17 protein-coding genes are annotated in these 17,650 nt (G+C 26.7%); 10 read left to right on the forward strand and 7 right to left on the reverse strand.

From position 1 onward, the window contains the following. Nucleotides 1–46 precede the first annotated feature (46 nt). Entirely contained in the window at nucleotides 47–250 is a 204-nt protein-coding gene (locus tag BN2665_RS23010; RefSeq protein ID WP_055669428.1) for a helix-turn-helix domain-containing protein, read from the reverse strand. Nucleotides 251–335: 85 nt separating this feature from the next. Further along, nucleotides 336–2,030 (reverse strand): DEAD/DEAH box helicase family protein, encoded by a 1,695-nt coding sequence (locus BN2665_RS23015; RefSeq protein WP_055669429.1) that lies wholly within the window; start codon nucleotides 2,028–2,030, stop codon nucleotides 336–338. Between the two features lie 184 nt (nucleotides 2,031–2,214). Between BN2665_RS23015 and BN2665_RS23020 the strand changes: the two genes are divergently transcribed. Beyond that, nucleotides 2,215–3,669 carry a hypothetical protein gene (locus tag BN2665_RS23020; protein ID WP_055669430.1) on the forward strand — a complete coding sequence of 485 codons (1,455 nt, stop codon included), beginning with the start codon at nucleotides 2,215–2,217 and terminating at the stop codon, nucleotides 3,667–3,669. Between the two features lie 481 nt (nucleotides 3,670–4,150). Here BN2665_RS23020 and BN2665_RS23025 read toward each other — a convergent pair whose 3' ends face one another. The 3 genes from BN2665_RS23025 to BN2665_RS23035 all read right to left on the reverse strand — a co-directional run bounded on the left by BN2665_RS23025 (nucleotide 4,151) and on the right by BN2665_RS23035 (nucleotide 6,066). Further along, nucleotides 4,151–4,342 carry a helix-turn-helix domain-containing protein gene (locus BN2665_RS23025; RefSeq protein ID WP_055669431.1) on the reverse strand — a complete coding sequence of 64 codons (192 nt, stop codon included), beginning with the start codon at nucleotides 4,340–4,342 and terminating at the stop codon, nucleotides 4,151–4,153. A 235-nt stretch (nucleotides 4,343–4,577) separates the two neighbouring features. Then, nucleotides 4,578–5,462, reverse strand: coding sequence for a hypothetical protein (locus tag BN2665_RS23030; RefSeq protein ID WP_055669432.1), 885 nt, complete (start codon nucleotides 5,460–5,462; stop codon nucleotides 4,578–4,580). Between the two features lie 55 nt (nucleotides 5,463–5,517). After that, complete coding sequence (locus BN2665_RS23035; RefSeq protein WP_055669433.1) at nucleotides 5,518–6,066, reverse strand: hypothetical protein; 549 nt, start codon at nucleotides 6,064–6,066, stop codon at nucleotides 5,518–5,520. Nucleotides 6,067–6,271: 205 nt separating this feature from the next. Here BN2665_RS23035 and BN2665_RS23040 point away from each other — a divergent pair, with 205 nt between their 5' ends. Further along, nucleotides 6,272–6,601, forward strand: coding sequence for a helix-turn-helix domain-containing protein (locus BN2665_RS23040; protein WP_055669434.1), 330 nt, complete (start codon nucleotides 6,272–6,274; stop codon nucleotides 6,599–6,601). Between the two features lie 354 nt (nucleotides 6,602–6,955). On the opposite strand, the gene BN2665_RS23045 is transcribed toward BN2665_RS23040, so the two are convergent. Both BN2665_RS23045 and BN2665_RS23050 read right to left on the reverse strand, forming a co-directional pair. Then, the gene (locus BN2665_RS23045) at nucleotides 6,956–7,261 is read right to left on the reverse strand and encodes a DUF960 family protein (RefSeq protein WP_055669435.1); all 306 of its coding nucleotides are present in this window, start codon (nucleotides 7,259–7,261) and stop codon (nucleotides 6,956–6,958) included. Nucleotides 7,262–7,282: 21 nt separating this feature from the next. Beyond that, nucleotides 7,283–7,810 (reverse strand): JAB domain-containing protein, encoded by a 528-nt coding sequence (locus BN2665_RS23050; protein ID WP_423229880.1) that lies wholly within the window; start codon nucleotides 7,808–7,810, stop codon nucleotides 7,283–7,285. A 1,692-nt stretch (nucleotides 7,811–9,502) separates the two neighbouring features. Here BN2665_RS23050 and BN2665_RS23055 point away from each other — a divergent pair. From BN2665_RS23055 to BN2665_RS23080, 8 genes are all read left to right on the forward strand, one after another. After that, nucleotides 9,503–11,050: a J domain-containing protein gene (locus tag BN2665_RS23055; RefSeq protein WP_055669436.1), complete on the forward strand. Its 1,548-nt coding sequence runs from the start codon at nucleotides 9,503–9,505 to the stop codon at nucleotides 11,048–11,050. 388 nt (nucleotides 11,051–11,438) lie between these two features. Then, nucleotides 11,439–12,971, forward strand: coding sequence for a DUF3696 domain-containing protein (locus BN2665_RS23060; protein ID WP_055669437.1), 1,533 nt, complete (start codon nucleotides 11,439–11,441; stop codon nucleotides 12,969–12,971). Between the two features lies 1 nt (nucleotide 12,972). Beyond that, nucleotides 12,973–14,133, forward strand: coding sequence for a hypothetical protein (locus BN2665_RS23065; protein ID WP_055669438.1), 1,161 nt, complete (start codon nucleotides 12,973–12,975; stop codon nucleotides 14,131–14,133). 575 nt (nucleotides 14,134–14,708) lie between these two features. Next, nucleotides 14,709–14,834 carry a hypothetical protein gene (locus tag BN2665_RS27785; protein ID WP_278335919.1) on the forward strand — a complete coding sequence of 42 codons (126 nt, stop codon included), beginning with the start codon at nucleotides 14,709–14,711 and terminating at the stop codon, nucleotides 14,832–14,834. A 37-nt stretch (nucleotides 14,835–14,871) separates the two neighbouring features. Beyond that, complete coding sequence (locus BN2665_RS27790) at nucleotides 14,872–14,997, forward strand: hypothetical protein (protein ID WP_278335920.1); 126 nt, start codon at nucleotides 14,872–14,874, stop codon at nucleotides 14,995–14,997. A gap of 96 nt (nucleotides 14,998–15,093) precedes the next feature. Further along, entirely contained in the window at nucleotides 15,094–15,984 is an 891-nt protein-coding gene (locus BN2665_RS23070; protein ID WP_055669439.1) for a phosphoribosyltransferase-like protein, read from the forward strand. A 35-nt stretch (nucleotides 15,985–16,019) separates the two neighbouring features. Next, a complete protein-coding gene (locus tag BN2665_RS23075) occupies nucleotides 16,020–16,397 on the forward strand; it encodes a hypothetical protein (protein WP_055669440.1) in 378 nt (125 codons plus the stop codon). Between the two features lie 234 nt (nucleotides 16,398–16,631). Next, a complete protein-coding gene (locus BN2665_RS23080; protein ID WP_055669441.1) occupies nucleotides 16,632–17,645 on the forward strand; it encodes a retron St85 family RNA-directed DNA polymerase in 1,014 nt (337 codons plus the stop codon). Nucleotides 17,646–17,650 lie beyond the last annotated feature (5 nt).

Raw genomic sequence — 17,650 nt, forward strand, 5'->3', positions numbered from 1 at the left:
ATATTTAGCATGCTAATTTACAGCATGCTAAATATTTTAACTGGTTTTAGTTATCAGATTGTATACTAATCAAATATTCAATTGGTTTATCTAATATAAAGCTTTCTATAGATAAAGATGGTATTAATATCTTTTTGCCAATTTTAGTTATGGGTTTGATTCTAGCTTGTCTCACAAGTTCGTATATTGATGCAGTTGAACATTTCAAAATAGTAGATGCTTCTTTTACAGTGTACAATTTTAAATTCACTTTAATTACCTCCAAACTTTTCACTTAAATATATTAAATTTTAATTCTAAAACTCCATATATACCTCTATAATATATAATTGTTTTTATATAATTTTTCTCAAAATGTATATATTATTTTTAATTTCTATATCATAATTTAAATTATGTGCTTTAAAAATATTTCGCATTTTTGTTTCTTTATAATTGCGATCTGACCGATCGCCCTGTTGTTTGCCATATGCACTATTAGCAAGCTCTTTGAAATTTTCGCCAAAGACATAAAATTCTTCACGTCTTAACTCAATGTCACAATTATCATCTAAAAACTTTAAAAAAGTAGCTATACTTTTATTAGTGTCGATATATGATAACCATGATTCAATTTTGTAGGTCTTTTGTAAACTTATCCAAGATAGCTGTTCAATAATAAAAGATTCTTTAATCCCAGAATTAAATGCATTTAGCATCCTTTCTATAAATATCTTATCCTTATATAACTTCTTTTCTGCTAACTCGTTAAGCTGTATTCCAAATTTCTCATCATAATAAAATAGTTGTTTTGCAAGTTCATGATGATTTATATCAGCATTATAGTAATATTTTTCTTTGAATAATGAAAAATTATTTTTAAAGCAACAAATTGCTTCAATTTTGCTATTTATTATGTGCAATTTTTTGTTAAAATAAGAGCTGTTTCTTGCGCAAATATAGAGATTAACTTTTTCATCATTTGTAATTCTCTTTCTACCTAGCATTTGTAAAAGCTCTACTTTATCATGTGTAAATATGACTATATTTTTAAGTAACTTGTCTTTAAAATTAACGCCATTATCTAAAACACTTGTTGTAACTAGTACTTTACAACTGAAGCTTTCTTTTTTTACTATTTCATCATATACTTTTCCGTCAGATTGCTGTGAATCCTTAGATTCCGCTGTAATAAAATTAGCTGCATCTCCAAGTTGCTCTATAAAGTATTTTCCGCTATCTTTTGAAGATACAAATATTAACCACTTATTGTTAGACCTATCATTTTTTATTATGTCTAAAATTTCATCTTTACTATTAAAATACCTAGTATTGATATAATCAAAATTTCTTTTAAAATTATAATATAAAAGTTCTTTTGGCCTTATAATGTAGCTTGTACTGCATAAAGCCTCAAAAGTTTTCATGTATAATAACCTTTCTTTTTCAACTATTATCGGTAAAACTTCATCATCCGTTGCTGTCATATATATTCTTATCGAGTTCTTAAAAACATTTAAGCTGTTTTTTAGTATCCTTCCAGTCTTATTATTAAATAAAGAATCACTCATAAAAAAATGACACTCATCAAAAACCACGATTAAATAATTATTAAGCTCTCTGGATTTTATTATGTTATTTACATAAGAATCTAGTCTATGATATGTCATCACTTTAACATTATTAAAATCTTCTTTATTATCTAAACCCTTAGGTGTAAGATATTCTAGTTCTTGTCCACATTCAACTAAACCTGATATTCTCTCTTTTTGTTGTCTGCTATTGGCAATTCTATTGCTGACAATAAGAATTTTTCCTTTTACTTCGCTAGCAGCGTTTATAAGTATATTTTCAATAAATGTATTCTTTCCCATTCCTGTTTGGGCACTGATGAATACTGGATCATATGGATTCCATTGTTTATAGTCTTCACCTATACCATCACTAACATATTTACTTTTTACATTTTTGACAGTAACCATATCGTCATTTAAAATATTTATATTTTTTCTAGAAATTTTAGGTTTTAATGCATTTTTCAGACTAATCACCTCTAAACACAGAAAATTATATTTTTTATGAAATAATAGTATAATATTGCTGTCCTCCTTCCTTAATCCGTTAGCGGAAGTTTACCATAAAAAGTAGTAGAAAATCTAATATGGAAATTAATTGTAAAAAAATTGACGAATTTAATAATATTTAATATAATAAAATGTTAGGTTGGTGATTTTATTGTTTTATGAAATGATCTCAAAGTTTGGCCTTGATGCCTTATCAGAAATACCTGATGATATAGAAGAAGCGCTAGGTGAAAATAAAATATCTGAACTTACAGGAAAAGATATTGAGAATACTACAGACAGTTTAGATTTTATGTGGAAAAAAACTAAAGAAATATGTAAAAATTACATTCATACTAAATGGATTGATGATTTAAATATAGATAAAGATGTTTTACTTGATGACATCAAGACGCACTCAATTTTTATTATTTATTTATCTATAATAAATCAGGATTTAGAAGAAAAAGACATTGAAAAATGCGAAGAGGACTACTTTCATTTTATAGCTGGAGATAAAGAGGCGGATAAACTTGAAAATTCATTTAGAAGAAAACTAGAAATTTTATTACAAGATATTGCAAATGGTGTATACGGGGATGGATTTACTAATTCTGATTTACATTATTATTTTTGCGAAGGCATTGAAGTAAAAGATTATGATAATTATATTGTCCATATAGACTCTTTAATATTTTCACAAATTGTAAGCACATGGAGCAAATGTCCCTATAACGTTGATAACTCGAATGGTATGACATTTAAAAAACTATTTAAATTTTATAAAGATTTTGAGAAACTTATAGTAAGGTCTAATAATTCACTCGATAAATACACTAGAGTGTTTATTATAGAAAGACTTTTTAATATTTCGTTTCTATTCAACTTAGTTAGATGTTTAGATGATGATATTATTAAGCATAACAAGGAATATGAAAGAACTGATAAATACAATATATCTTCAGCTAACAAATTACTAGTTTTATCCGAACTAGTTTCAATACCAATAGTTTTCAGTAGAAATAAATATATACAAAGTATTAATACACTGTATGAATCTAATATTAATGATTTAAATTGGAAATCAAAATTTCGATGTGGCATTTATTATTTGAATACTTATTTAATACCTTTGCTAATACGATTGTATTACATTATATTATTTTACAATTTCTTAAAAGAAGATGATGGTAATATTTGTATTAAAAATTTGCTAGAAGAATATATAAAAGAAAATTCTCAAAAGTACAATTATAAAAATTTTTATGAAGTTGATGAAAATTCATTAAAAAAACTTCTTACAGCAGATTCTTTACAAGTTAACGCAACTGAGATAATTTATAGCTATAAATATCATAGAGATAAAATCAAATTTAGTATGGATTGTAAAAATGAGTCGGAAAGAATCTTGCAAGTAGATATGGAAAAGGGAAAAATTAGGGAGAAGATTAGAATTAAAAAAAATGATAAAAAAGTCTATGATATTTTTGAAAACATGAAAGATATCGAAAAAGAAATATATCATCAAGAGCTTTATAATTTCAACTACAAATATGATTATAATTTTTATATGAATAATTTCCCCAATAATATATTATACTCAAATTACAAAAATAAGAAAAAATAGAGATATGTTTAATAGTAGCATATCTGCCTTATTTATTAGAGTTTTTATTGTTCAATGACAATTTGATTTGTCATTGAACGAAACATCACTAATATTTAAATGTATATTTATATAAGGGTTGGGGGTTTTAGGGGGAAGGGACGGGATTAAAAAATCCGCAGGATTTTTTGATCCCTAGCGTCAGCGTCCCTTCCCCCTAAAAAAGTAGAGGCTCCCGCCTCTACTTAATATATATTAAGTACTAATTATATGTTAGTATATTTTTAAAAATAAATAATGCTTTTTAATTAAAAATAAAAATAAATTTATTATAATAAAGCTCTTTCAGCTTACATAATGTTCTATAACTTATACGGTGTCATCTAATTCTTATATAGCATTCTGACAAATCAATCTGTCATGACAAATATATATTTACAAAATATGTATTGAAAAATGAGCAATTATGCAAAAAATTAAAAGTTAAGGCAGTAACTATAAGTTACTGCCTCTTCAATCCACTTTTAATTAATATATAATCTTCTACAGCAATTTTGGGTATTTTCCAGATACGTCCTGTCCTAAAAGCTTTAATTTCACCAGAGTTTAAGATTCCATAAGCTATATTTTTGCCTACTCCTAATATCTCACAAAGCTCTTCTACATTTAATAAATCTTCATATTGGTTAAACATGCTTATTAGCCTCCCTTAAGAATTATCTATATGTTTATGTTAATATAGTTAGCTAAAAACATAGCAATAATAATCTGTATATATAAATAAGTTTTAAGTTAAGAGGTTTAATAATAAATAATGTTATTAATTTATCTATTCTTTTTGTTTCTTTAATAAATCAACTCCTGTTTTGAAAAAGTTTTCTTTAATAAGATAGACAATTTGGGGAATATAATCATATAATTCTTTTGCATTAATTATATCTACAGTATATATATTGGTAATCAGTATTTCTGTCCCCATATTTATCTAGAGGATAAATCTCCATCCTATCCCCATCTTCATAAAACTCGATATGATATTCCGTGCTTTCTTCCCTTGTTCCACTAATATCATTAACCATATAAGTAATCATTACAGTATTATTACTAGTTATATTGTATTTTTTACTCCATATTCCAAGATGTTTATCCCAAACTCCATTTGAGAATGTACTTATGTATAAAGAAAGATTTTTCTCTTTTATATATTTTTCAAGAATCCAATTACCTTCTATCAATGATTCAGCCTGTTCCTTTGTAACGTCCATAGGCTTTTCTTTTCCATGTGTTAAATCAGTTACTATAATTAAATTAACAGGACTACGAAAATCATTACAGTAATATTGAACTGAAGTTGTATTGTTATTGAGTCTATATTCCATTATAAAATTATTATTATTAGATTCTTTAGTAGGATCTCCAAGTTTAGCTTTTACATCTTTAGCTGTCATACCGATTCCAATTCCATTTATAGTTGAGCCGGAATCTTTAACTCCAATATTAATAACTTTATTATTATCTATTGCGAAATAAAAAGTGTCATAATCATATAACTCTGCTGCTTGTACACCATCAATCTTATTGGGATTTCCAAAGTCCTTTTTTATAATATCTTTACTCTTTCCAATATAGCTTAATAAGTCAAATTCTTTTTTAGTATTGTGTTTATTATTAGAAGTATTGTTTAATGTTGTACTTTCATTTTTGACCTTAGAGTTATTCTGCATTAAATTTTCTTTTTGAGATTCAGAGCATCCAGAGATAAAAAATAGAATAAAACAAGCTAAAGCAATAAATACCTTTAATTTATTTTTCATAATAATTTCATTTTCACCTTTCTTTAGATATTAGTATAAATTCATAAATTTAATATTATTTAGTACCTTTTAAAGTATCATTAGAAGTATCAATATCAACAATAACAGAATTATCAGAAGATATTTCAGAATAATTTTGATATAATCCATCTAAAATTAGTTTAACATCATAAGGTTCTGTAATGGCTTGTCCATCTACATTCAGATGCACAACATTAAAATTGTTATCTGAATTAATAGAGAATTGAAGAATAAGCTCTCTGTAACCAGTACTATCTTTAGCTCTTAATTCAACTATATTCTTTCCTTCAGATTTAAAATTATCCCATTTAATATGAGATTTTTTAAAGTTGGAGTCTATTACTTTAGATATAGTTACTGTCTTATAATTTCCAAGATGACCGTTTTTAACTAAATTAATATTTTTATTTAAATTTCTGCTTATTACAAGAGAAGCAATTATAATAATAACAATTAAAGAAATAAATCCACCAAGTATAAATTTTGATTTTCCATTTCTAAATTTTTCACCACAATATGGGCAAGTTTTTGTAGGCTTAGCAACTTCCTTTTTACATGTTTTACAGACTGTGATTTTACTCATAAAATACATCTCCTTTAATTTTTTAGTAAGTAATTTTGACTATGAGACTATGTTATTAGTCATATTTCTATAAAAAATTCATATATTTGTAATATTATACACAAGTATATCAAAAATAACACATACAGTAAACATTAATAACACATTCAGCATGTTAAAAATTTAAGGTTTTACTTATAAAGTAAAGCTTAAGGAGTGATTATTAATGGATTACAGATATTTGGGTCAAAGAATTAGGGAAGAGCGATTGAAATTAAATTTAACTCAAGAACAGCTAGCTGAAGAGATAGATATTTCAAGTTCATATATGGGACAAATTGAGAGAGGGGAGAGGAGTGTAACTCTTGATACTCTTGTTAGATTAGTTAATAAGTTAGGGGTAACTATTGACTATTTATTACAAGATTATATAAATATAAGTGACGATAATTTTATTAATCAACTTAAGCAACTAATTCATGGTAGAGACTTTAAACAAAAGCAAATGGCTTTAGATGTGATAAAAGTAATGTTTTCGCATGTTGATGACTTATAATGAATTTAAAATTATCTACGCATATTTCTAATAAAGGCAATATAATAAATCATTTTTTCAATAGAATAAACAATAAACTCATCTAGCGATAAAGAAAGTTTCATAGAAATAGTAGTAAGCTCTGATAATAGATCAGAGTTCTTTATTTCGATGTTTTATATTAATTTTGTATCAATTTACCATTCATACTTTTATGCTCCTTTCTGTGTTCCTAACCCTATCGCGAAGGACTACCTATCGACTAGGTATCACACATCTATATAATATATGGTTATTAATTTATATAAATCCAACAGTATAAAATGATTTCATTATTTAAGATGCCTCCTCTATATAGATGTAATATTTTATGGATTAATATTCTTCAGCTAGTAGCATAGTTGAATGTTTACCGCTATCTATAACAAATACTTTTGCATTTACTATTTCTTTGGGAAATATTTCGTGAGAAATTTCAAAGCTAGGGTTTCCTTGTCTATGAATAATCTTTTGAAAGAAAATGTTTTTTTCTCTCTCCTTGTATAATTCAAATACTTGTAGATAGTCAATATCATTACCTTGATTTTTTAGTATGTTTATACAATTCCACATGAAGATTTGTAATTCTAAAGGTATCTTTTGTTGTATGTCTTTAGTCATAAATTTATCATTATCAAACAATTTGTAAAAACCTTCCTTCTATTACAATATTCCTCTTTCCTTTAAACTACAGTATGAATTTTCTGAGCCAATGATTATATGGTCTAATAAATCTATACCTATAAGTTTTCCTGACTCTTTTAGCCTATTAGTTATGCTTATGTCCTCTGGAGAAGGGCATGTATCACCAGAGGGGTGATTGTGAAATATTATTATACTTGCAGCATTGGATAGTATTGCTACTTTAAATACTTCTCGTGGATGGACTATAGAGCTATTTAAAGAGCCAATACTGACTACATTTATAGATATTGGCTGATTTTTTACATCCAAACAACACGCAATTAATTGTTCTCTATCTGAATCCTCAATGAATAATCTCCCTAAGTTTGCAGCATCAGAAGGAGAATTTATTTTTCTAACATCGTATAATATGCTACCTTCTCTTACCATTTTAATGGATACTATATTTATTCTTTTAGCAGGTATGCATTCGTTGCCTTTATCGCATACCTTCAGTTCTGTTTTGTTACCTATCTTCTTACCTACACAATAAATTGATCTTGACATTTTAACCATTCCTTTCATAATCTTTAAAATAATAAAGGTACTTAATCCTTATTTAAGATTAAGTACCTGTTTAGGCGTTTTTTTACAATTTAATTAAATTATATTGGATTATAAAGTTTTAAAAATTATATAATAAAATCTTGGAACAACGGAAGCTATTGGATTATAGCCAGTATTTTGAAGTATTATGATATTATTTCTTACTCGAAGAGAGTATTTGATGTTCCAAAGTTTTCAGGAACATTGTTAGGAATATAGAAGTGTTAATAATCCCAGGTTTTTGAGAAAATTTATCTTTTAGAATACACATTCTTTTGATCCTCCGTAGTAATGCTTATTTCATCTTAGAGAGAATTTTCTGCAGTGTGATTTGATAAGATATTTATTATATAAATCAGACATTTCTTGCTGAAGTGTTTTGGAAGAATTATTTGTTTTCGACTATTACATACAACCTAGTTAAAAGCTTAGAAGAGGCTTCTATACAATTCATTTATGAAGGAGTATTTTATAATGTGATTGCCCAAATATATTTCTAATTTAATTATCATATTAATAAGTTCATCATCATGCTATGATATTTTGTATTTAAGGTAATTACTTACAATATATACTGATATAAAAATCTTGTAGTAACATAACTTCAGCGCTAGTAGATACTAATAAATTTAGTATCTAGTTATGGTTGCTCATGTATATAATATATATTTGATTATTAAAAGAATAGCAAATAATTAGAACTATACTTATTTTTAAAACAAAGATGTAATGAGCATAAATTTATTGTGGGATTTTATGCTGAGAGTCATAAACTCACAGATAGTAATCATTAATATATGAATGTTAAATAAAAAAAGTAATTTTAAAACTTATATATATTTATAGGACAATTAATTCTTATGAGATGTTTTTTGAAACTAATATTACTGAGAATTTAGTTGAAATGCATATAAATAATATGTAAAATATTAGTATAAAACAACTAATTTTTGAAAGGAAGAGATTAAATATGGCTGTTAGATGCTTAAAATGTGGTTATGAAATTAGTACATATCAAGAAGTTACCTCTACTTTAACACATATCGCTTCTGGAATTTTAGGTTCTTTATTAAATGTAAATGGTAAATAAAGTGCTTCGGCTGGTATGATGAATCATAAAATAGGTACTTCAGAAGGTGTTAAATGCCATAAGTGTGGATTAATTGGTAGATGGTAAGATATTTAAAATGATACTTTTCTAAGTAGATAAATGAGAGTGGTTTTGTATACATTTTTATAATATTGTAAAAGTACATTTGAATACAATGTGATTTAAGTAAATGTAAATCTTGATTAGTAAAATAAAAATAACTATATTATTAGCTCAGGTTGTTGAAAATACCTAAATTAGATAATTTTTTATTTATAAAACTCACTAAAATCAACAGTTTTAGAATTTTATTTTTTTCAGGAATAGGATTTTATAAGCAGTCTAACATACATAAGTAGGTGTTTTTAATTTCCCTTAAAACCTTTTGTATTGAGTTTCATTGAAGAGTAAAGTAGCATCATGGAAAATTGTGTGTGAATTTATAGGAAGATAAGAGTAAGTTAGAGCTAGTTATTGGTAGAAAAATCAATACTACATATCTAACTTATGATCTGATTTAATTGGCTATTATAGGACAAAGTCGTTGACATTAGGAGGGTAATATGGGGAAATTTGATATTAATTTAGAACAAGCTATGGAATTACTTAACTTAAAGCCTGGATTTACAGAAAATGAATTTAAAATTAATTATAGAAACCTAATGAAAAATATTCATCCTGATACTCTAGGAGATATAAATGAAGCAGCTCGCAAAATTATTGAAGATGAAGTAAAAAGAGTTAATATTGCTAAAGGAATTATTGAATCATTTCTAATGAAACAGAGCTCTGATATTAATAATGAAGATAAACAAAAAAGGGAGAGAGAACAACAGGATCGGCAAAGAAGAGAGAAAGAACGACAAGAACATCAAAGAAGAGAGAGGGAACAACAGGAGCAACAAAGAAGAGAGAAAGAACGACAAGAACAGCAAAGAAGAGAGAGGGAACAACAGGAGCAACAAAGAAGAGAGAAAGAACGACAAGAACAGCAGAGAAGAGAGAGGGAACAACAAGAGCAACAAAGAAGAGATAGAGAACAACAAGAACAGCAGAGAAGAGAAAAAGAACAGGAGCAACGAAGAAAAGAAAAAGAACGTCAGAAACAGGAAAGAGAAGAGGACATACTTAAATGGAAAAAATACGCAAAAGAAAAAGAACGAGAGGCTAAACAAGAAGTAAAACAAGAGTTGAGAGAGAAATATAGACAGAATAATAGAATGTTCAATTTTATTCCTGGTTTTGGAACAGGTGCTAAATGGAAAATGGTAGTGGCCATAATATACTATAGTTTATGCTTATTTATGGCTACAGGGGGAATATACTTATTTCTATTTTTCATTTCAATACCATTTTTTGTATATAACCTTATAAAAAGTATAAAAATTAAAACTACCAAATTTATTATAATTACAATAATAGCATTTGTAACATTTTGTATTAGCATATATATGACACCTGAAACCAAAAATGCAGTAGAAACAAAGACTACAGTGGATTCTAATGGAAATAAAAGTCAAGAAGCTAATACTAACACTTCTAGAGATAATTCAGTTAAAACAAGTATTTCTGATACAAGCGAAAAATCAAAAAATGAAAATAGAGATCAAGAAAAACCTCAAATTAATAGCCAACTATCATCAACAAATATTGAATCATCTGAGAAAAAAAGCAATCAACAAATATCAACAAATCAGGTACCTGTAAAGCAAGAAGATACTAAAACGTATTCTAATGATGTTACTAAAGCAGTCTCTGCATTAGGCATTGATTATCGATCATTATTACATGGTGGGTTAACTGATGGAATGAGTTTCGATATAAGATATGAACCTACATCTGGGTATAGCAAAGCATCGAATGGACATGAGTTTACATGGTGGTTTGATCAACATAAAGATTCTATAAACCAGGTAACTTTGCGTTTGCCAGAAGTTGAAGATAGGGAATTAGCGTTACAGTATGTATTAAATGGAATTAAGGATCATTATAAATATACTTCAGTTGAAAAAGATGGTGATTTTAAAGCTTGGATACAAGGCCATGGTTTTATTATAAAAGTAGAAATCAATCAATCTAAAGGATATGATATTATTGTAATGTCCCAGTAGTAAAACTTGAATCACACGGATTGAGGTGATTCAAGTTTCTAGAAAAAAGCACTGCAATTATAAAAATTAAGAAAAAATATAAAAACTATAATGCATAAAATGATAACGCCATTGAAATATAAGGCATTAAGAAATGTTATACGAATATTAAAAATATAAATCAAAGTTACAATATTTTAACCCATAGAATCCTTATACAACAGAAAAAGAATATATGGAAGTATTGGTTATATAAAACTCTACAATTTTAACACAGCTAAGAAGTAGTTAGGGTTCTACTAAAATTTGTTATGAAATTATGTGTAATAGTATGATAAGGTTACTATTAGATAAGGCTATATAGATTGAAGATATATGATACTATTCTTTATGATAATGGGGGAACAAAATGAAGAGTATAAGAATTAAAAATTTAAGGTCACTAAAGGACACGAATGATATCGAGTTTAGAGGACTTACTGTTTTAGTGGGAGAAAATAGTGCAGGTAAAAGTACACTTATAAGAACATTTCCACTCATTAAGCAAAGTATAGAGACAGAAACAACTACACCGTTTTTATGGTATGGAAACTATGTTGACTTCGGAAGCTTTAAGGAGAGTTTAAATAAAGATAATGAAAATCAAATAGTATTTAATTTTAAATTGAGAACACAAGTAAATAGAATCTTTGCTAGAAGATATGCTTATAGAGGAATTTATGGTAAAAATACAATTGATATGAGTATTTCTATTTGGCTTGAAGAAAGAGAGAAAAATGATTATGTTAGTAGAATTAACTTGATAGTTGAAGATAATGAAATTGATATTAATATAGGTAAAAAAGATAAGATTGAGAAGTTAACTATTAACTCTGAAGATTTTACTAGTATGGTTAAGGATAACATAGTAGTAACTGTTGGTAGAGGTATAATTCCAATAATTGTTAATAATGATAATGTTGAGAGTAATATATCACATTATAGAATATATCGGGAAGATAATAAGTTCCAGCAAGAACTAGTAAGCTTTTTGGCAAGCAATGTGAATGTTAATACAAGCTTTCCTAGAATTATGCAAATTATAAGTTCATTTATCATTGCATCTAAAGTACAATTTGTAGAGAATATAAAAAAAATAGATGTTGGTTTAAAATCTTGGAGTAAGTTTACGAAGAGTATTAAAGAAGATGAAATAGCATTTATACGAAACTTATTTCTTGGATCATTACTGCAAGTCATGCTAGAGTTTCTATCTGATTCCATTGGTAACTTTTATAGAGAAGCTTATTATATAGCACCAGTTCGTGCAAATGCAGAACGATATTATAGAATTCAAAATCTTTCAGTTGATTCTGTAGATTTTCAAGGAAGGAATTTACCTATGTTACTAGCAAATCTATCAGACAGGAAGAAGGAAGAATTTTCGAAATGGGTACAAAAATATTTTGGATTTGGAATAAAACTACAGGTTACTGAGGGACATATATCCGTTAATGTAATAAAGGAAAAAGTAACAGTAAATATGGCGGATTGTGGTTTTGGGTATTCTCAAATTTTACCTATAATAACTCAATTATGGCTGTTAACATATAAAAAAGGTAGTAATACATTTAATAAAGATTTAACGCTAATTATAGAGCAGCCTGAATTACATCTACACCCTAAGTTACAGGCAAACTTAATTGATGCTTTTATTAATTGTATATTTGTTGGTAGACAAGCCGGAATTAATTTGAGGATAGTTATAGAGACGCATAGCGAAACAATAATAAATAGAATTGGATATTTAATATACAAAAATAAATTTAGCAAAGAAGATGTGAATATATATATATTTAATAAATTAAATACAAATGAAACAGAAGTGGTACAAGGTCGATATGACGATGAAGGATATTTAGATAACTGGCCGTCAGGATTTTTTGACCCTAAGGAGGAATAACGTGTTATTTTGCATTGAAGAGAGTATCTTAGACGTTTTACAAGATGAAAGAGTAAAAGATGCATTATCTAATTTAGCAATGGCTAGAAAGAAGGGAAAGCATCTAATATATGCCTCAAGAAAAGTTTTAGAAGAGTTAATAAGAAGTAGTGAATTAGATAAATTTCCGAGAGATGTATTTTTAAGGCTTAATTCAAGAAGCAGTAAATTAAAAGCATATCTAAATGAATTTGATAGAAGGATTGAGCTAGTTTCTGATATTAGTATTGTGCAAAAATATATTGATAAAGACGGAAAACAAGTTATTAAACTACCAATATATTTTTTGGAGGAATTAAATTTAGTAACTGAAAGCATGTTAATATTAGAAGATATAAATGATTACAAAATGTATAAATATATAGTAGATTATGCTTTGGCAAAAAGAAATTTAACAGATGTGAAGGTGAATTTTAATATAATACCAGGAGCTGGTGGAGGAATTAGCAAAGTATTCTTAGAAAAAATAAAGGACTGCAAACATTTGGTAATTAGTATAGCAGATACAGATAAGACTAGTCCTAACGAAAGTTTAGGTCCAACTATAAGGCCATTGATTAGATACTATAATAGAATAAAGAATAAGTGCTTAGGAGAGGCGTTTTATAGTGAATATCACGAAGTAGAGAATTTAATTCCGCAATTTTGTTATGAAAAATTAGGTTTACTAACTGACAGCGAAATAAAAAGTTATATTGAAGTTGCTACAACTTCATTAGTAAAGGAAGAATTAAAAATACCTATTGAGTGGAAAGTATTTCAACTTAATGTCTATAAACTAAAAAGACAAGATGTTTTTAAATACTTTGATTATAAAAAAGGAATAACATTAACCAATTTTAAAAACATTCATGGAGAAGAATATTGGAGTAAGATATTATCGGATATAGGGGTAAAGTTTAATATAGATGACTATAAGCCTATTGATGATATTAATAAAGGTACCTTAGTTATCAATGGATTTAATGACAATGTTTTAAATACTACTTTTGAGATATTAGGAGAAACGAATTTAAACTTGCTAGATACGTTATTATCAGAGGAATTAAAAATACTTTGGGTGAATATAGGGGATTTCTTGATAAATTGGGGATGTGGAGGTATTCCTATAAGATTTTTATAATTATGATGTATATAATGAGGTTTTAGTTTAATATTTAAAGTACATTGATAAGATTTAAGAAAATATAATTCAGAGAAAGCGGTGTTATAGTAGAAATTTAACTAGGAAGTTTAGCTTAAAATTTTATAAAAGCTAACTGATTTGCATCAAAAATTTGTATAATAATGAATAAAGGTGGCTTTTGGGAATATTAGAAAGTGATGATTATTACATAAAAGAAACATATATAGGACTTGAAGAAATTAAATCTGAAGAGAATAAAATCTCTGGAGCACCAATAACTTCTTTTGCAACGAGATAAAAAATAAAAAAACTTGAACGTGCTAAGAAGTCATTCATATCGTTAGAGGATAGTAGAGTAAATAATGTAGAGGCCTTAAATGAATATATAAATACTTACATAAAATTAGTAAAGTATGTATTTGGAACTTATAGTAAATATATGCCATCATTTGATTATAAAGACAAGAAGTTAAACCTAAAAAAGCAAGTCATCAAAGTTTGCTTGTCATATTAGTAGTTTAGTAGACTTATTTAGATGTATTTAATTATTTTTAGAATTGAATGAAATGATTATGAACAAAGATGTTTCATATGTTGCACCATTTTCAATTTTAGGTAAGCCAACAAGGCATATTTTAATACTTCAAAAAATAAATTATAAGGAAATTAAAAGAAATACTATAGATAAAGATGATTAAGCAAAAGTAATACGAATTTTTTATGTTGGGCGATTTTATGAAAAATGTTATTGAATATAATAAAGAAATGCAGAGTATAGTTTTAGAACATGTTTCGCTAGACACATGGGAAGGTTGTAATTATGTTCATCTGGTGGAGGAATTTGATGGAGTTAAAAATTAAATGAAGTTATGATTCATATTTGTTTATATTCTATATATATAGATATGATAAAATAATATTAAGAAGTAAGTTAGATATTGTTTAAAAGGTGATATTATGGATCAAGCAATTATAGATAATATAGTCAAGGAATGCATTGCTAAGTGGGGAAGAGATTCTAGGACAGAAAGATTTGAGGAATTAGTTAATTTATGGTTAGATAAAGTTCATGATGGAGATAAAAATATATATTTGAAGCTTTTAAAAAATTTTAGATATTATAGCAAGAAAAATGAAAATGATTATGCTAGCTTTATAATAAATAATATTATAAAAGTTGATAAAGATATTGAGGAAACAATTGTTATACCACTGTTAAAACCAGAAGAAGGAATGAGTGGAGCATATAAGATTTTAAGAAGTATACAAGTTGTTGGTGGATTAAGAGCAGAAGTATGTCCTATAAATCTGCTTAATTTTGAACAAAAGTATGATATTGATTTAATTAAAAATATCATTATTGTGGATGATATTTCAGGGACAGGAAGAACTTTAGAAAAAAGCTTGAAGTATATGAAAGAAAGTTACCCCTCATTTTTCCATAACAAAATGGTATACGTTTCATGTTTAGTAATATCAGAAGTAGCAAAGTCACATATTCAACTAATTAAAGACATACATTTTTGGCAGTATGATATTACTAAAAAGGCTTTTGATAATGGACATATATTTTCGGAAAATGAAGTCGAGAGTACAAAAGATAAAATTAAGATATATGAAAAAATGTTAAGTACACAAAAGGATGAAAGTGATATATTTGGTTTCGAGAATAGTGAATTGTTAATTGCATTTTCAGATGATACACCAAATAATACGCTACTAAGTTTTTGGAAAGAAAATAATGGCTGGAAACCCATATTTCCAAGAGCAAGGAGAAGGCAAAAACCAGGATGGGCAAAAAGTAATAAAACTAATATTAAATTAAATATTAGTATGATGCAAAACTAATATAGTAGATTATTTGAAGGGTGTAGAAAAATATAATGGATTATGATAAAATCATTATGATAATTTACTTTAATACATATAAAGATACATATGATTTTGAAGAAATTAAGGAATATTTAGGATTTTCTTTTGATCAATTAGATGACTTTATTAATGAACTTATAGTTGAAAAACTACTTGAGTATGATGAGGATTATATATTAAAGGTTTCAAATAAAGCTATCGAGTTATTGGAAACACTTAATTTAAGAAATATATTGTTTGAGGATTTATTATTAGACTATAGTGAAAAGATGTTGAGTGATATTCGCTCTGAAATAAAACTTAATATTAATGATGTATATATACCCGAAAATTTTGATAAAAAGTTTAAGGGATATAGTAGTAAAAGCTTTCCTAGAAGTAGAGAGTGAGTCTGCTCTCTGAAACAATGATGTAACTTAATTTTATTGCACTAATAATTTGAATGGGGTATTCCTTATAAGAAATTATTAGTGCAGGCTTAAAAGCCTGGCTTTCTATATCTTAAAGCATCTTATACTAATATCTTTTTTAGTTGTATTAATATGCTTTAAGAAATAGATAGCCAATATTTCAGTATAAGATAAGAGTAGGAGAGCTTTTACAAATAAAAGTAGGTAAGATATATGAGTGATTATTTATATAAATTAAAGGAAGCGTTAAACTTTGAAAAAGTTGATATTAAATATAGTGAACTTTGTATTGAGTATGCATCTAGACTAATCAATAATAACATGCCAGTAATTTATGACAAAAAGCATTTTTCTTTATTATTAGGAATTGAACAACAATATATTAATAAATTAGTATTATGTACAGATAGATTTTATAAGAAGTTTAGTATTAGGAAGAAAAATGGTGGAGATAGAATTATTTCTATTCCTAATATTAGATTAAGATGTATACAGAGATGGATATTGGATAATATTATATATAATATCCGTGTATCAGAAAATGTAACAGGGTTCATACCAAATAAATCAATTGTTGATAATGCAAGAGCACATGTTGATAGTGATGCTATTTTGGCCTTAGATATAAAGGATTTTTTTCCATCCATAAGCTTTGATAAAATATTTAGGTTATTTAATTACTATGGGTATACAACTGAGATTTCATATTGTCTGGCTAGAATATGCACATTAAATAATACTCTTCCACAGGGAGCTCCAACCAGTCCATACCTAGCTAACATAGTATGTAAAAAAATGGATAAAAGAATATCTTCTTTAAGTAAGAAAATAGGAGCTAAATATACAAGATATGCAGATGATATAACAATATCAGGTAAAAAAAATATTACTAGTTACAGTAAATTAATTAAAGATATAATAAGAGATGAAGGTTTTTTAGTTAATAATGAAAAAACGAGGGTAATGTATAGAAATAGACAACAAAGAGTAACTGGACTAATTGTAAATAAGAAAATAACTGTGCCAAAAGAAAAAATTAGGTATCTAAGACAACAAATTTATTATATAAATAAATATGGTGTTGTTGGTCATAGGGAAAAATCTAAAGTTAAGCATAGAAATATCAAGGAACACCTATATGGACTTGCTTACTTTATAAAAATGGTAGACGAAATTAAAGGTGAGAAATTTTTAAATGATCTGAATAAGATAAATTGGGAGAGTTAGTACAA

It is taken from the genome of Desnuesiella massiliensis, from assembly GCF_001403615.1.
GTDB classification, from domain to species: Bacteria; Bacillota; Clostridia; order Clostridiales; family Clostridiaceae; genus Desnuesiella; species Desnuesiella massiliensis.

Coding starts and splice junctions, on each gene's coding strand:
- BN2665_RS23025 (WP_055669431.1), bottom strand. CDS start 4,342: ATGTTTAACCAATATGAAGATTTATTAAATGTAGAAGAGCTTTGTGAG.
- BN2665_RS23030 (WP_055669432.1), bottom strand. CDS start 5,462: ATGAAAAATAAATTAAAGGTATTTATTGCTTTAGCTTGTTTTATTCTA.
- BN2665_RS23035 (WP_055669433.1), bottom strand. CDS start 6,066: ATGAGTAAAATCACAGTCTGTAAAACATGTAAAAAGGAAGTTGCTAAG.
- BN2665_RS23040 (WP_055669434.1), top strand. CDS start 6,272: ATGGATTACAGATATTTGGGTCAAAGAATTAGGGAAGAGCGATTGAAA.
- BN2665_RS23050 (WP_423229880.1), bottom strand. CDS start 7,810: ATGTCAAGATCAATTTATTGTGTAGGTAAGAAGATAGGTAACAAAACA.
- BN2665_RS23055 (WP_055669436.1), top strand. CDS start 9,503: ATGGGGAAATTTGATATTAATTTAGAACAAGCTATGGAATTACTTAAC.
- BN2665_RS23060 (WP_055669437.1), top strand. CDS start 11,439: ATGAAGAGTATAAGAATTAAAAATTTAAGGTCACTAAAGGACACGAAT.
- BN2665_RS27785 (WP_278335919.1), top strand. CDS start 14,709: ATGAACAAAGATGTTTCATATGTTGCACCATTTTCAATTTTAGGTAAG.
- BN2665_RS27790 (WP_278335920.1), top strand. CDS start 14,872: ATGAAAAATGTTATTGAATATAATAAAGAAATGCAGAGTATAGTTTTA.
- BN2665_RS23070 (WP_055669439.1), top strand. CDS start 15,094: ATGGATCAAGCAATTATAGATAATATAGTCAAGGAATGCATTGCTAAG.
- BN2665_RS23075 (WP_055669440.1), top strand. CDS start 16,020: ATGGATTATGATAAAATCATTATGATAATTTACTTTAATACATATAAA.
- BN2665_RS23080 (WP_055669441.1), top strand. CDS start 16,632: ATGAGTGATTATTTATATAAATTAAAGGAAGCGTTAAACTTTGAAAAA.